Here is a 15,431-nt window from a genome sequence, read left to right as displayed (position 1 = left end):
CCCGGATGAAGACCAAGCGACATACCGACATGGTAACCCGAAGTATGGGTGAAGGGATCCTCCTCGTTTTCATTGTACTTGCCGTTATTTTGTATGTGTTGTATACATATGGTTATCTGGCGCCTTTTGCAGGTTGGCGACATCTGATTCAATCGGGTCTGGCCTTATTGCTGCTTCTGATCGGAATCGGTGCGGTCTTTGGGTTCTATCAGAGTTACCGGGTCAAACGCAGGATTGAACTGTTACGGGAAACACTATTACAGTGGGAAAAGGGTTCACTCTCTCGTACCGTGCCTGATCTGGGGGTTGATGATGTGGGCCGTTTAAGTGAGCAGCTTGGGCGTATCGGCAAAAAGTGGGAAGATCAGGTATCGTCCCTCCAGAGACTGTCTACTCATAATGCACAGCTGGCTGAACAAGCCAGAATTACGGCAATTGTGGAAGAACGGCAACGGCTGGCGCGGGAGCTGCATGATGCGGTATCTCAACAGCTTTTTGCGATTTCGATGACGGCAACGGCCGTTGGACGGAAGATGGGGAAGGATTTTGAACGTGCCCAGCGGCAGGTGGCCTTGATTGAGGAGATGGCTTCGGTAGCTCAGTCCGAGATGCGTGCGTTACTGTTGCATCTGCGGCCAGTCTATCTGGAAGGCAAACATCTTGAACAAGGTTTGCGTGATTTGGTGATGGAACTGAAAACAAAAGTACCCATGGAAATTGTACTTGAAATGGACGAAGACATTGATTTGATCAAAGGGATTGAAAATCATCTGTTCCGGATTGTTCAGGAGGCTATGTCTAATACATTACGGCATGCCAAAGCAGAAAAAATGGAGATACGGCTCCAGCGCCGTACGGATGCAATTCGGGTACTGATTCGTGATGATGGGCAAGGCTTTGATCTGGATGAACATAAACAAGCTTCCTATGGTCTAACGAACATGCGTGAACGTGTCACCGAAATCGGGGGAGCCATACAATTTGTAACAGCGCCTGGTAAAGGAACGCGGATTGAGATCACAATCCCTTTGATGAGCGACGAAAGCGAGGAAGAACATGTCAATGGAACCGGAAGTCGAACTGGAGACGGAAACGTCGATCAAAGTATTGCTCGTGGATGATCATGAGATGGTACGGATTGGCCTTGCTGCGGTACTGGATACCGAAGATGGAATTGAAGTCGTTGGTGAAGCAGGTAGTGGAGAGGAAGGCATTCGGCTTGCGCAGGAATATAAGCCTGATGTTGTTCTGATGGACTTGGTTATGGAAGGTATGGATGGTATCGAGGCTACTCGTCAGGTACTGAAAATGTACCCGGAGTGTAAAGTCATCGTTCTGACCAGTTACCTGGATGATGAAAAAATGTACCCTGTGATTGAAGCAGGAGCCTTCAGTTATCTGTTGAAAACATCAAGAGCCAATGAAGTAGCAGATGCGATTCGTGCGGCAGCACGCGGACAATCCGTGCTGGAGTCACAGGTAGCTTCGAAAATGATGAATCGATTCCGGCAGCCGCAGGCAGCAGCGCCTTTACATGACGAATTGACGGACCGGGAAATGGATGTGCTCCGGTTGGTGGCTAAAGGCAAGTCGAATCAGGATATTGCAGATGATCTGATTATTGGCATCAAGACAGTTAAGTTCCATGTTACGAATTTGCTGGCCAAATTAGGCGTAGATGACCGTACACAGGCTGCAATCTATGCTTATAAAAATGGGCTTGCAGAGTAAGAATAAGAAAGTCCTAAGATATAAGATCGTTGAATTTAAGCCAAAGACACTGGACTTTAACGTTCGGCGTTCATAGATAAGATAAGATAAGATAAGATAAGATAGAATTTTAGTGAATAAACACAAAAGCTCTGATCTGCCATGAATCTGGTGGACGGGGCTTTTTTTGATGGGTTCTGAAGAAGTATAGCTAATGTAGGAAAGGGGTATGCTGTTGATAGATTCATAGAATGTAAGAAAGAAGCGGGGGATTCACATGTTAAATCGTTGGATGACAGCAGGTATATTGGCAATGGCTATCATTATTCTAATAGGTGTGACGCAGGTATACGCTGAGAAAAACGAACCTGAAGCAGCCCAGCTGGAACAGGTGATCCATACTGCAAGCAGTGTGATTGAGCATGTGGATCGTCTGGTCATTAAGTGGCAAGGAGAAGGCAAGGGGAACGCAGAAGCACAAGCTGTATTACTGGCGAATCACTTGGGATTGGAAGAACCCGTACGGGCACGTCAGACTGGTCATGAGGTGTACCGAAGTGAGGTGATTGTTGATGCGCTTGCTGCCGATACCGGTATTTTGGTCAATGTAGTCGATACAGGAGAAAATGGTTACTATGTCATCGTGCAGCTTACCGGAACGGCGCACACAGATCGGAAGACATTAATGACGTTACATGAACAGGTCGACCAATTGCTTGTAGATTCAGGGATGAAGGCTACCTGGAATATGTCTGTACAGGGTACAGCATCTACTACTTATGAACGTGATGCGAGTCAGCAGTTGGAATATATCGAAGAACAATTGTCCGAAAAAGTGGGTATCGTAGCAGTGGAGCGTTATACAGATGCAGGTACAGTAAGTACCTCTTATAAGGCTGCTGATCTGCCGTTGTCGATCAAAAGTGGCTCACACATGTTGAATATGCAGCTCGCAGTTCACCAGGTTGGTGAACACGGGAACAATCGAATTACGGTGGGTTTTCCGGTAATCACAATTGAATACTAATGATAGATTCAGATTAGTGAGCTTAAAATTAATGAATATAAGATTGATGAACATAAGATTGATGGATAATCGGCAGCGTATGATGAATAATTCCAGATGAATTATCCATGAATACTGGCATGTTATTAAGAATATTTATCAGGGAAAATGAATGCGAATTAGTGCATCCGATCAGTTGATATGCTAAAATGGCATCACATCCAAGAAGGAACTTGCTGGTAATTGACGGTTGTATGTCGTGCATATATAACACCATTACATAGCTCGGGGAGAGCATGAAGGTTGTCTTCCCGGAAGAAAGAGGAGCCCATGGTTGAAAATCAAATGCAAGATGAAGTACAGACACCAGGCGCAGTATTTTTCATTTTTGGAGCAACAGGGGATTTGGCCCGCCGGAAGCTATTTCCGGCCATCTACAGTCTTTACCGCGAAGGCAAGCTTGCCGAAGATTTTGCGGTTATTGGTGTAGCACGTCGCCTGAGGTCCCCAGAAGAATTCCGGGAAGACATCTATGAATCCATTAAAGAGTTCAGTCGTTACCCTGCGGGGGAGCCTGATGAGTGGAACGCATTTGTCCAGCATTTTGAATATAAAGCACTTGATATTAAACATGTGGAAGGGTTCAAGGAACTCCGTGAGCAGACGGAGAATCTGGAAGCGAAGTATAACACGCCGGGGAATCGGTTGTTCTATCTGGCACTTGCACCTGAGCTGTTCGGCAGTGTCTCGTACAGTTTGCGTGATGGTGGTATGTTGGAAAGTCAGGGCTGGAATAGACTAGTGATCGAAAAACCATTTGGTTATGATCTGCAATCGGCTGAGCATCTGAATGAACAGATTCGTGAGGTGTTCCGTGAAGAAGAAATCTATCGAATTGACCACTATCTCGGTAAGGAAATGGTGCAGAATATCGAAGTGATTCGCTTCGGGAATGCTTTTTTTGAACCGCTCTGGAATAACAAACATATTGCCAACATTCAGATTACCCTGGGTGAGACGGTGGGAGTGGAGGAACGGGGTGGTTACTATGATCACTCTGGTGCGCTGCGTGACATGGGGCAAAATCATATACTTCAGATGCTAACGATGATCGCGATGGAACCACCGAGTCGCCTGTTTCCTGAGGATATTCGGGATGAAAAGGTGAAGGTCTTACGCTCTCTGCGTGCGTTCGCTTCAGATGAAGAGGTGAGCAACAACGTTGTGCGGGCACAGTATGCCGAAGGGGAGTATCGTGGCAAACAACTTCCCGGGTACCGTCAGGAAGACAAAGTTGATCCAGAGTCGAATACAGAGACATATTTTGCCGCACGTGTCTTCGTGGATAATTTTCGCTGGGCAGGTGTGCCCTTCTACATTCGGACAGGCAAACGCCTTCCGGTGAAAACAACCGAAATTGTAGTTGAGTTCAAATCGATGCCGAACAATGTGTATCTTGGGAAAAAATATAAGCTCGAACCAAATCTGCTGGTCATTCGGGTGAATCCGATGGAAGGCATTTATATCAAAATCAATGCCAAGAAGCCCGGCTCTGATTCCGAGATTCAGCCGCTTGCAATGGATTTCTGCCAGAGCTGCATGATCGGAATCAACTCGCCGGAAGCGTATGAACGTTTGCTGCATGATGCGGCAGAGGGGGATTCCACCTACTTCACCCGTTGGGATGAAGTGGCGACCGCTTGGTCTTTTGTGGATCGGATCGCAGCGGCCTGGGGACAGAATCAGGGAGAGCTTCACACATACCCGGCGGGAACATGGGGGCCAGAAGCGACAGACAAGCTGCTGGAACAGGATGGATTCCACTGGTGGCCGGTAAATGGTCAGGATGAGGACAGTGTGATCTGGCAAGTCGGCAATTAACAAATATAGTTCATAAGGTGAAACAATGTATAAGGCTTGGAAAGTCGCGGATCAAGCGAACTTTCCGGGCTTTTTCTGTGTAAGGAGAGATGGAGGTGAGGAGAATATAAATAAATTTAAAATAAGTTATTGACAAAAAGTAAGTATATAACTTATACTCAACACAAGAGATAAAGAGTTACGCAAATGACTAGCTTAACCCGATGAACTTCTCGGATAAGTGCACCATTCATGAGATGAAATGTGAACCAGTTGAAGGGGTTACGACATATAATCATGAAAAAAATTGGCATAATATCTTTAATCTGAGAATACTATTTTGTATATATTGAATGGAGGAAAAGAAAATGATGTTGGACTTAGGATTGTTGTTGATTCGTTTGGTGATTGGATTGTCGTTCATGGCGCACGGGGCTCAAAAGCTGTTTGGATGGTTCGGAGGTTACGGGATCAAGGGTACAGGCGGCTGGTTTGAATCGATGGGTATGAAACCTGGTGTATTGGTGGCGTTGCTGGCTGGACTCGCGGAATTCGGCGGTGGATTGCTGCTGGCTCTGGGTCTGCTTACACCGGTAGGTGGCATTCTGATTGCGTTGACAATGGTCATTGCGATTGTGAAGGTCCATGGAGCGAACGGATACTGGTCCACGCAGAACGGATTCGAATATAATCTCGCGATTCTGGTGATCGGTGTAGCGCTGGCCCTGACGGGTGGCGGACAATACGCGCTGGATGCATTGATTTTCTAAACCGGATAACGAAAAAGGAATAAGGAGTGCCTGGATGCCATGATTATGGCTGAAGGGTACTTTTTTTTGCAAATGAAAAGAGAAGAATCTGCTGTAGTAATCGGTTATTTTCGGTACAGATTATGGTACAATAGGAGAGTTGAGTTAAGAAACAGGTTCACGGTATAAATGGAATCACAGATTTGAGGAGGATGAACTCCATTGTAAATGTGTAAAATTAATCTAGTGAGCAATCCTGTATGTATAATGCAAGTGTACAATCAACCGGCCTGGCCGGATTGCATAAAGATTGAATGATGGACCGGCCATGCCGGATTAACGTGAATGAACGGATGAAAGGGATTAAACCTATGAGCAAAGCTGCAAATGATATTCTTCAACAGGAAGTGGACAAACGCCGGACGTTTGCCATTATCTCTCACCCGGATGCGGGTAAAACCACACTAACCGAGAAATTGTTGCTCTTCGGGGGCGCAATTCGCCTTGCGGGAACGGTAAAAGCTCGGAAAGCCAGCAAACACGCAACAAGTGACTGGATGGAAATTGAGAAGCAACGTGGGATCTCGGTTACCTCTTCCGTAATGCAATTTGATTATCTGGATCATCGTGTGAATATTCTGGATACCCCGGGTCACCAGGATTTCAGTGAAGATACGTATCGTACATTGACGGCTGCCGATAGCGCGGTCATGTTGATTGACGTTGCAAAAGGTGTTGAGGCACAAACGATCAAATTGTTCCAGGTGTGTGCGAAGCGTGGCATTCCAATCTTTACGGTTATCAACAAACTCGACCGTGAGGGTAAAAGCCCATTTGACCTGATGGAAGAACTTGAAAATGTACTGGGTATTCGTTCGGTTCCCATGAACTGGCCCATTGGTACAGGTCGCGAGCTGTGCGGTGTGTATGACCGGATGAAAAATCAGGTGGAATTGTTCCAAGGGGACGATCACTCAATCATTAAAGTACAAAAGGTAGACGGGTACAAAGATCCGATTATCCGTGAGATGGCAGGAGAGTACCTGCATGATCAGCTGTGTCAGGACCTTGAACTGTTGGATGTAGCGGGAGACCCGTTCGATATGGAGAAAGTGCAGCGCGGCGAACTGACACCGATTTTCTTCGGTAGTGCGATTAACAATTTCGGTGTGCAGACGTTCTTGGAGAATTTCCTGGAACTGGCACCGAAGCCTGAACCACGTCGCAGTTCGGCAGGGGAAATCCAGCCAACGAATGAAAAGTTCAGTGGTTATGTATTCAAGATTCAGGCGAATATGAATCCTGCACACCGGGATCGTATTGCGTTCCTGCGTATTGTGTCAGGCAAGTTCCAACGTGGGATGAGTGTGAAGCATAACCGTGTAGGCAAAGAGATCAAGCTGTCACAGCCACAGCAATTCTTGGCACAAGACCGGGATATTGTAGAAGAGGCGTATGCAGGCGATATTATCGGTTTGTTCGATCCGGGTATCTTCCGGATTGGCGATTCACTAAGCCAAGGCAGCGAAGTTATATTTGAGGAACTGCCAACATTCTCGCCAGAGATTTTCGCTAAAGTTACCGTGAAAAATGCGTTGAAACATAAACAGTATCAAAAAGGGATTGATCAGTTAACGGAGGAAGGAACCATTCAGGTGTTCCAGACCGTAAGTTTCGACGAGACGATTCTCGGCGTAATTGGTCAACTGCAATTCGAGGTATTTGAATACCGGATGAAAGGCGAGTACGGGGTAGACGTACAATTGCAACGTATGCCTTATCAGTTCGCTCGCTGGATCGTGGACGAGAATCTGGACGCAAGTAAATTCCGGATTAACTCGACCTTGGTGAAGGATAAAAAGGGTAATCATGTGGTTTTGTTTGAAAATGAATATGCGATGAGAACAGCTATTGATAAAAATCCGACAGCTAAATTCCTTGAGACTGCGCCTTAAAATAAAACTCAGATATGTTGCGGATTCATTGATGCCTATTCATTCATGAGTCGTTGAAGTGAATTGAAAGTGATACGTTAGAGCATTGAGATAACGTTTGATCAAAAATAAGATCCCTCCGCCGATTGGCGGAGGGATCTTATTGCCGTACCCTTACCTTAGGCGGGTATGATCCAGCCGAATAAGGGAAAGCTTTCTTTTGCAGACAGAACAAACGGTTTGATGGTTACCGTACCCTTCAATACTTCAATTAACGAAGCGGTTGAACGGGAATGGTGTGCAGATGCTCCTGCGCGATATGAATCAGTTCCTCCTGCTTGGCAGGTTCTGTGTTCTTCCAGATCATCTCGAAAATGGCGCCAAGTCCAGGTAATGCAGCTTCGGGTCCGTCTACCGAACCTTCAATCATCTCCCGGAGCTGGTCATCACTCTTGTCATGAACTTTATGAACAATGGCTTCACGCAGGCTTAATGTAATGGGCATCGCAAATTCCCTCCTCGTATATTCGGCTGCTCTAATACTGTTCCCTGGGAAGCGCGAGCGCATTCAAGTTTATCAGGCTTTGTGGTATACTACGAAGGATTATTTACGTTTAGCATGGGTATCTGTAATGATGCGTCATGCTGAAGTGCAGCGGGAGGTTAAGACCCTAATGGCCAAGAAACAGTATGCCGTAATAGGCATGGGACGGTTCGGATCAAGTGTTGCCAATGCACTGAGCGGTATGGGATTCGATGTGCTGGCAATTGACGCGGACGAGCAGCGGACTCAGGAAATGTCCAATGTGGTGACTCATGCGGTATCGGCAGATTCAACAGATGAAGAAGCGCTGCGAGCGCTTGGCATACGAAATTTCGACGTCGTCGTGGTGGCGATTGGTGAAGATATTCAGGCAAGTATTCTGACAACCCTGATATTGAAAGATATGGGTGTACCGGTTCTGATCGTTAAAGCTCAAAATGAGCTTCATGGTAAAGTGTTGCAAAAGATTGGCGCAGATAAGGTAATCTATCCAGAGCGGGACATGGGACTGCGCGTAGCGCATCATCTGACTTCTCCCAACATACTGGATTACATCGAGTTGTCTGAGGATTACAGCATTCTGGAGATGAGAGCTTCCGAGCAAATGATCGGTAAGAACCTGATGGAATTAAACATCCGTGCACGATTTGGGTGTAACGTGATGGCGATTCGTAGCGGGAATTCAATGAATATCTCTCCTTATGCCGATGACCGGATTAATGCTGGAGATGTGCTGATTATTGTGGGTCACAAGGATCATTTGACGAAAATGGAGCTAGCCTATCCGAAGTGATGGATGCAGACAGGAAGGATGGAAAGATGGATATTGTATCACCGCAAAATACACGTGTAAAAGAATGGGCACAGTTGCTGGAGAAAAAGCATCGGACCCGTCAACATAAATACATCATTGAAGGTATTCATCTGGTACAGGAAGCATTGCGCGCTGGGGCAGATCTGGAGTGCATCGTGTTCGACGGAGAGCAGGGAGTACCAATTGAACTGACGGGGCTTGAGAACCCACTTCAACGTGTAGAATGGATTAGTGTGTCACCTGCGGTTATCGCCAAATGTACGGATACGATGACACCGCAGCCTGTATTTGCGATTGTGCGTAAAGGCAGTGAGTCACTGGAAAGCCTGATGAGCGAAGCGAAGGGGCTTGTTGTTGTGCTGGACGGGGTGCAGGACCCAGGTAATGTGGGTACAATCATTCGTAGCTCGGATGCAGCCGGAGCTGCTGGGGTCGTACTCGGCGCTGGCTGTGCTGATGTGTATAATCCGAAAACGATTCGCTCGACGATGGGGTCACTATTTCATTTGCCCATTGTGGAGGGTCAGTTGGAATCTTTGCTTCCTGAAGCAAAGGCAGCGGGCGTGAAGCTGGTCAGTACTTCTTTGCAGGCAGAGCATTCATGCTATAGTTATGACTTTACGCAGCCTGTGTGGCTCGTCATTGGAAACGAAGGCAAGGGGATCTCGGATGCAACGGCATCATTGGTGGATGATGCGATTACGATACCGATGCAGGGAAAAGCAGAATCGCTTAATGCGGCAATGGCGGCAACGATCTTGTTGTTTGAGGCGATGAGGCAGCGGATGGTGTAACCGATAAATAATTGCTGTCCAGTGTGGTTTATATCATCGAATGAGACAACTTATAATATAAAATGAGACAAGTAAATACGCGGAAACCCAGTCAGGGCGGGGATAAAGGATAAATATATTCTCAAGTTTTGTTAATTATCTAATTTAATTTTCTTGTTTTAATACAAAAAAAATCTCCTGATTTTTTATATGATGTAGTAAGATAAACGTCCTGCTAATAACAAACTTAATAACTAACTCGAACAGTCCCCATGAATAGTAATAATTCTTCGGGGACTGTTTGTACTTTATGGACAGAAGGTGATTGTAATAATGAAGAGCATAGGAGAAAAACTGAAATATATTAGAAAGTTGAACAAGCTTAATCAAACTGAGTTTTCCCAGATAATTGGTGTGTCTCAGGGAGCATTAAGTGATTTAGAAAAAGATAAATACAAACCATCGTTAGAAACAGTAATCGCCTTGAGAATGAAATTTGATATTGATTTGTATTGGTTTATATTTGAGGATTCTCTAAACAAAAGCACAGAGATTTTTAGTGTTCTAGTGGATGATTTCGAATCAGAGTTTATATCAGATTTAAGAAAGCTAACTCTGAAGGATAAACAGGAATTAGAAGGAATATTAAATTTGAAGCTAAAGAGATACGGTTGTGAGATCTGAATCGATTTGCTTGAATAAACTAAGGTAATACAATGAAAGATTGTATCTAACTGTTTATTTTATGACGGAATGTAATATGAAGTGTGACACCTACTGGAAATAAATAAAAAAGGGCCCATGGCCGGATTCGTGTAGAATGAAAGTTCTCACACACTCATTCACACAAGGAGAATCCACCATGGGTTACACACATCTTAGCATAATCGAACGTAGCAAGCTAGAAATCCTCCAACAACAAGGCAAAAGCTCACGAGCAATCGCAAAAGAGCTGGGTAGACATCCTTCGACCATTTGCCGTGAATTAAAGCGGGAAGTTTCAGTGGAAGCCTATCAAGCGGAGCAAGCCCAAAGCGCCTATCAGGATCGTCGTAAGGCTTCTGTATCCACGAGTAAATGGTGCAACGACTTGGCTGCTTCCCTGGAGGAAAAGCTTCAGGCGACGTGGTCTCCTGAACAAATCAGCGAACGTTTCCGCACCGATGGCCTATCTACAGTCTCATTCAAAACCATCTACCGCTGGATCTACGAGTGACGGCTCGTTCGAGGTGCGTTACAGGTTCTTCGGCACAAAGGTAAACGTCAGAAACCGTCAGAAACCCGTGGTAAATTCACCATTGGCCGAACGATTTCAGATCGGCCGAAAGAAGTTCGTTCTCGTGCAACATCTGGGCACTGGGAACTGGATACCGTCGTGTCCGGTCGGGGGAGAAGTAAAGGGTGTATCGCCACGCTCATTGAACGGAAGACCCGTCTATACACCGCCATTCTCATGCCAGATCGCACTGCATTGTCCATGGAAATTGCCCTCGGTGTAGCTATTTCACAGTACCCTAAAGGTACCTTCCTTACAGCTACGACTGACAGGGGAAAGGAATTTGCTTGCTATGCGAATCTGGAAGTAACCCATGGCCTAGACGTTTATTTTGCTGATCCGTATTCATCCTGGCAACGCGGTTCCAATGAAAAGAGGAATGGGTTACTGCGAGAATTCCACCCCAAGGGTACGGATTTTGCTCAAGTACAAGATGAAGATCTCGCTCATTCACTCGATCTAATAAACCACAGAACACGAAAATGCTTGGGCTGGAAGACCGCTCATGAATCTTTCGCAGAAGAACTGTCGCACTTGGTTTGATAATCCGTCAAATAAATACCGTTGAACCTAATAATAATGCACTAAATGTTAAAACAGGTTCGCAAAAATAATATCATCAAAAGGGAATCCTACCTTGGATAGCGGCCATGTCAATGTCATGTGTGCACCCGTGAGGGTTAAAATAATTCCGGTAATCCCAAACCCGACAGCCCCGCCCTCCAAATGAGTAACCTTAGATCGAAATACGTCTGCACTGAATTTAAAGGATCACTAACAACGCAACGCCTGTAGCAACTGACATCAAGGTGTTATACATTGAAGTAGTTGCTGACTAATCAATAATCATATTAACATCAAACTCTTCATCATAAAATCAACATGCATTAGTATGTAACTTAATTTGTGAAAGTTCAATTACTTTTTTAAGTGGACTCAATCTGTAAATATTTAGTTTAGAGTTGACAATATTAAAAATTTCAAACAAAATAGATGCTATAGCATATAGATTGTTTGAAAACGAGGCGTATCATTAGTTGCAGACTTACGTCACGGATAATTGGTATAGCATGCATTCATTCTATGTGCATAACTTGATGAAAGAAGGATAGCTATGTTCATTTTTATTACTGTTTTACAGGTTTTATTAGGTGTCTTTTTCCTCTTTACAGGAAGCAAAATTATTTCGGGGGGAATGGCCGACGAATTCAAACGTTTTGGTTTGCCCTCTTTTTTTAATGTCTTGACCGGTTCGTTTGAAATTGTTGGAGCCATTGGTATGATTGCTGGCATATGGTTACCTTATTTAGCATTTTGGGCAGGTTTGCTTTTAGGTGGTACGATGCTTGCTGGAGCTTTCACTTTAATTGTTTTAGCCAAAGATCCGATACAGAAGGCCATCCCTGCACTCGTTTTGTTTATTCTTAGCTTAATCGTTTCACTGGTTCATTTCTTATAAACCTTCTTTAAAGAAGGGTGGCGTCCATGAATAGTGAATTTAGTGTTTTTGTTTATATACTCAGTTTACTTGCAATTAATCAGAATGAACGATTAACTAGCTCTCAAATTTCAGATCGAATTCATATTCACTCTGCACGGATTCGTAAAGTGTTAGGAGTGATGAAGAGATACGGATTTGTTGAGACAAAAGAAGGAATTGCCGGAGGATATATTTTAAGTAAAAAGCCTGAAAATATTCATCTGAAAGATGTTTATACGATGGTTGAATCCAAACCGCTTCAAATACCCAAGCGATCCTTGAATGAAGAATTGAGTTTACCAACAACCGTAGACGCAAGTCTAGAGTACATCTTTTTTAGTTGCGAAAAACAAATGTTGAAACATCTAGAAAAAATCAAACTTAGTGACATCATTGAAGGAGGAAATTTACTTTAACTGCTAATTTACTATATATTTTTGGGGGGTGAGATCATGAAATTACTTGGATTATCTGGATCCCTTCTGGGAAGCAAAACCCCTGCAGTGATTGATACTGTTCCGAACGAAAAGTGATTTTTCCGAAATTGAAATAGAGTTATTAGACATGCGCGAATACAAGAATATTGAAGTTTGTGATTGAAAACCCTTGGGTGAATATAACAATGGTACCCAAACGCTTATAAGTAAAATATTTAGCTCTGATTGTTATGTGATAAGCTCACCAATTTACCAATCGTCTATTACAGGTGTGTTGAAAAATATTATTGATTTGTTACCTGTAAAAAGTTTTCAACATAAAGTGATGGGACTTGTCGCTACAGCTGGAACCTATCAGTATTATCTCGTCATTGAAATTAGTTTAAGCCTATTGCAGGTTTTTTTCGCGCATACATTGCTCCGAGCTATGTCTATTTAAACAAAGAACATTTTGGAGTAGGTATTACGGTGAAACAGGAAGAGATACTCATCAAATTAGAAAAATCAGCTGATAAAATTGTATTTATGCATACTAAAATTAAAACTATTATGTATAAATCATTACTTGGAGGTTTTTATTTGAAAACAGAAAGCCAGTACTTTGATGAAGCTATCTCAATTCAGAAGTATATGAATCAGATGAGCACCCTTCGAGAAGAGAGCTTAACGGTGTATCTTAATTTCAAAATGCCTTTGGATGGCCTCATCGAACAAATAGCAGACTTTGGGCTAAAATTTTTGGTGATTACTGAAGATTGGTGTGGAGATGCAATGATGATCACCCCCATTATTCGAAACATAGCTGAGGCAGCGCATATTGACACACGAGTCGTGTTAAGGGATGAAGATACGAGCTTGATAGACCGTTATCTTACAAACGGCGGGAGGGCCATTCCTATAGTTGTGATCTTAAGTGAAGATGGACAAATCCTTGGGAAATGGGGGCCACGGGCTCCAGAAGTTCAACAGATAGTCGATGAATTGCACGCCAAACTCCCAGATAAAAATGACCCTGATTATGAAAAAGCTCGTGCAACAGCTATTGGTTCTTTGAGAACAAGATATGCGGTAGATGATACTCTATGGATGTTTGTTTATCAAAGTTTGAAACGTACTGTACAAGGATTACTTCGTCAATGAATTAACAGTTGAAAAATGTATAAGGAGACGAGTTGGTATGGAGAAGATAAAGTCCAACGATGATTATGACACCATTATTGAGACATTAAAGCTCATCAATAATCAACTGGATATGAAATTTGATAAGCAACCCGTATCTGTCTATAACCTTACTCGATGTAGAATTCTGAATTTTTTGATCGATGTTCGAGAGAGTTCACAAAGTGAATTACGAAAAAAAATGAACATTGATAGTGCGGCAATAACACGACATCTTAAAATTCTCGAAGAGAACGGAGATATTACGCGCTGCCGCTTCTCACATGATCAACGTGAAAATCGAATTCAAATTACCAACCAGGGGCGTTTAGCGAACACGGCATGCGATGTGCATAAAGGTGAACTCTATAGCCGAATTTTTGAAAATTGGGATGAGGAGCACATTAGGGCTCTTTCTACAAGTTTAAAAAAGCTGAAAGCAAATTTCAATAAATCATAATTCAAATTAGAGTGATAATAAATTCTGTTAGAGTAGCCTTATCCATTCATAAGGCTGAAGATTTAACCATCTAAATGATGTCACAGGAATGTATTTCTACAAAGGGAAAAATCACTAAATATTATACATGCTATAGCATGTATAAGGGGAGACTTTCAATCGAATTCATCAGTGAAAAACTCTTTTCAGCCTACCAGATTATTACTAGACGGTGGAGTATTCATATCCTTTATGTGCTGTTGCATGGTCCTAAAAGATTCAGAGAGATTCATCAAGAGATTAACCAAATGTCCGAAATGATGTTAGCCAGAAGGTTAGAGGATCTGTTAAAAGATCAATTAATTGCAAAGCAATTTACGTCTAAAGAAGCTTATGCAATATATGTTTTGACAGAAAAAGGGGAGTCGCTATCTTCGTTTATACCTAACCTCATTGAATGGAGCTGTACATCAGTCCTCCGGGAAGACGAAGATGAGAGCATGAAGAATAAGGAGGAAGGGTAGATGGGACTACAATCGCATAAAATTTTGATTGTTGAAGATGAGCTGAGGATTCGAAATCTTCTGCGGTTGTATTTAGAGAAAGAAGGTTTTCAAGTAGAAGAAGCGACTACAGGGGAGAGTGCTCTAGAAAAGGCGCTACATTTTGACTACGACCTATTGATCCTGGATGTTATGTTACCAAGCATGGATGGTTTTTTTGTGACCTCACGAATACGTCAATACAAAACAACACCCATTCTTATTTTAACTGCAAAAGATAGTGAAATGGATGTCATTCAAGGCTTTGAGGCAGGGGCGGATGATTATGTAACCAAACCTTTTAGTCCTCGAGAGGTGATCTATCGTATTAAAAGTGTAATGCGAAGAAAGCAGGAGGTAAGCTACGAATACATTAACTATGGTCGAAGATTGAGATTGCGTGATTTCACTGTTGAAGAGGATCACAAATTGTCTTCTGAAGGGAAAGAGGTTCATCTGACCCCGAAGGAATACGAATTGTTGCTTTATCTGGCTACGTCACCAGATAAGTTGTTCTCGAGGGAGAATATCCTACAAAATGTTTGGAACTACGATTATAGTGTGGATTATCGAACCGTAGATACACACATCAAACGGATCAGAGAAAAATTGGATGATATTTCATCCGATTCATCCTCATTGATCAAGACCGTATGGGGATTAGGATATAAATTTGAGATCAATTAGCTAAGTATCTGTGTAACCTCCT

At 43.3% G+C, this 15,431-nt stretch carries 18 protein-coding genes and 1 pseudogene; 17 read left to right on the top strand and 2 right to left on the bottom strand.

The features are described from left to right. The first annotated feature begins 5 nt into the window (after positions 1 to 5). The 6 genes from C0Q44_RS25300 to C0Q44_RS25270 all read left to right on the top strand — a co-directional run bounded on the left by C0Q44_RS25300 (position 6) and on the right by C0Q44_RS25270 (position 7,280). Entirely contained in the window at positions 6 to 1,121 is a 1,116-nt protein-coding gene (locus C0Q44_RS25300) for a sensor histidine kinase (protein ID WP_105409951.1), read from the top strand. Then, the gene (locus C0Q44_RS25295; protein ID WP_105409950.1) at positions 1,063 to 1,731 is read left to right on the top strand and encodes a response regulator transcription factor; all 669 of its coding nucleotides are present in this window, start codon (positions 1,063 to 1,065) and stop codon (positions 1,729 to 1,731) included. Before C0Q44_RS25300 ends, C0Q44_RS25295 begins: the two co-directional genes overlap by 59 nt. 256 nt (positions 1,732 to 1,987) lie before the next feature. Next, positions 1,988 to 2,737 (top strand): YwmB family TATA-box binding protein, encoded by a 750-nt coding sequence (locus tag C0Q44_RS25290; RefSeq protein ID WP_105409949.1) that lies wholly within the window; start codon positions 1,988 to 1,990, stop codon positions 2,735 to 2,737. Positions 2,738 to 3,046: 309 nt separating this feature from the next. Continuing rightward, positions 3,047 to 4,597 (top strand): glucose-6-phosphate dehydrogenase, encoded by a 1,551-nt coding sequence (zwf, locus tag C0Q44_RS25280; protein ID WP_105409980.1) that lies wholly within the window; start codon positions 3,047 to 3,049, stop codon positions 4,595 to 4,597. A 350-nt stretch (positions 4,598 to 4,947) separates the two neighbouring features. Next, the gene (locus C0Q44_RS25275; protein WP_105409979.1) at positions 4,948 to 5,346 is read left to right on the top strand and encodes a DoxX family protein; all 399 of its coding nucleotides are present in this window, start codon (positions 4,948 to 4,950) and stop codon (positions 5,344 to 5,346) included. A gap of 350 nt (positions 5,347 to 5,696) precedes the next feature. Further along, positions 5,697 to 7,280, top strand: coding sequence for a peptide chain release factor 3 (locus C0Q44_RS25270; RefSeq protein ID WP_105409947.1), 1,584 nt, complete (start codon positions 5,697 to 5,699; stop codon positions 7,278 to 7,280). 250 nt (positions 7,281 to 7,530) lie between these two features. On the opposite strand, the gene sspI is transcribed toward C0Q44_RS25270, so the two are convergent. After that, positions 7,531 to 7,764, bottom strand: coding sequence for a small acid-soluble spore protein SspI (gene sspI / locus C0Q44_RS25265; RefSeq protein ID WP_105409946.1), 234 nt, complete (start codon positions 7,762 to 7,764; stop codon positions 7,531 to 7,533). Positions 7,765 to 7,894: 130 nt separating this feature from the next. Here sspI and C0Q44_RS25260 point away from each other — a divergent pair, with 130 nt between their 5' ends. The 4 genes and pseudogenes from C0Q44_RS25260 (at position 7,895) to C0Q44_RS25245 (ending at position 11,209) form a co-directional block, all read left to right on the top strand. Beyond that, positions 7,895 to 8,596 (top strand): potassium channel family protein, encoded by a 702-nt coding sequence (locus tag C0Q44_RS25260; RefSeq protein ID WP_105409978.1) that lies wholly within the window; start codon positions 7,895 to 7,897, stop codon positions 8,594 to 8,596. Positions 8,597 to 8,622: 26 nt separating this feature from the next. After that, on the top strand, positions 8,623 to 9,411 hold the full coding sequence (locus tag C0Q44_RS25255) for a TrmH family RNA methyltransferase (RefSeq protein ID WP_105409977.1): 789 nt from the start codon (positions 8,623 to 8,625) through the stop codon (positions 9,409 to 9,411). Positions 9,412 to 9,723: 312 nt separating this feature from the next. Next, complete coding sequence (locus C0Q44_RS25250) at positions 9,724 to 10,074, top strand: helix-turn-helix domain-containing protein (RefSeq protein WP_105409945.1); 351 nt, start codon at positions 9,724 to 9,726, stop codon at positions 10,072 to 10,074. 178 nt (positions 10,075 to 10,252) lie between these two features. Then, positions 10,253 to 11,209: pseudogene (locus tag C0Q44_RS25245) on the top strand (IS30 family transposase). Between the two features lie 48 nt (positions 11,210 to 11,257). On the opposite strand, the gene C0Q44_RS31285 reads toward C0Q44_RS25245, so the two are convergent. Beyond that, complete coding sequence (locus C0Q44_RS31285; protein ID WP_258166552.1) at positions 11,258 to 11,392, bottom strand: DUF981 domain-containing protein; 135 nt, start codon at positions 11,390 to 11,392, stop codon at positions 11,258 to 11,260. Positions 11,393 to 11,774: 382 nt separating this feature from the next. Between C0Q44_RS31285 and C0Q44_RS25240 the strand changes: the two genes are divergently transcribed. From C0Q44_RS25240 to C0Q44_RS25210, 7 genes are all read left to right on the top strand, one after another. Then, the gene (locus C0Q44_RS25240) at positions 11,775 to 12,125 is read left to right on the top strand and encodes a DoxX family protein (RefSeq protein ID WP_181151173.1); all 351 of its coding nucleotides are present in this window, start codon (positions 11,775 to 11,777) and stop codon (positions 12,123 to 12,125) included. A gap of 26 nt (positions 12,126 to 12,151) precedes the next feature. Continuing rightward, entirely contained in the window at positions 12,152 to 12,562 is a 411-nt protein-coding gene (locus tag C0Q44_RS25235; RefSeq protein WP_105409943.1) for an Rrf2 family transcriptional regulator, read from the top strand. 190 nt (positions 12,563 to 12,752) lie between these two features. Beyond that, positions 12,753 to 13,022: an NADPH-dependent FMN reductase gene (locus C0Q44_RS31920; protein ID WP_105409942.1), complete on the top strand. Its 270-nt coding sequence runs from the start codon at positions 12,753 to 12,755 to the stop codon at positions 13,020 to 13,022. A gap of 140 nt (positions 13,023 to 13,162) precedes the next feature. After that, entirely contained in the window at positions 13,163 to 13,723 is a 561-nt protein-coding gene (locus C0Q44_RS25225) for a thioredoxin family protein (protein WP_105409976.1), read from the top strand. 37 nt (positions 13,724 to 13,760) lie between these two features. Next, a complete protein-coding gene (locus C0Q44_RS25220) occupies positions 13,761 to 14,201 on the top strand; it encodes a MarR family winged helix-turn-helix transcriptional regulator (RefSeq protein WP_105409941.1) in 441 nt (146 codons plus the stop codon). Between the two features lie 74 nt (positions 14,202 to 14,275). Beyond that, the gene (locus C0Q44_RS25215) at positions 14,276 to 14,704 is read left to right on the top strand and encodes a winged helix-turn-helix transcriptional regulator (protein ID WP_105409940.1); all 429 of its coding nucleotides are present in this window, start codon (positions 14,276 to 14,278) and stop codon (positions 14,702 to 14,704) included. Next, positions 14,705 to 15,409 carry a response regulator transcription factor gene (locus C0Q44_RS25210; protein WP_105409939.1) on the top strand — a complete coding sequence of 235 codons (705 nt, stop codon included), beginning with the start codon at positions 14,705 to 14,707 and terminating at the stop codon, positions 15,407 to 15,409. Positions 15,410 to 15,431 lie beyond the last annotated feature (22 nt).

This window comes from Paenibacillus sp. PCH8, from assembly GCF_002968835.1.
In the GTDB taxonomy this organism is placed as follows: Bacteria; Bacillota; Bacilli; order Paenibacillales; family Paenibacillaceae; genus Paenibacillus.
This window is presented reverse-complemented; position numbering and strand designations above follow the sequence as displayed.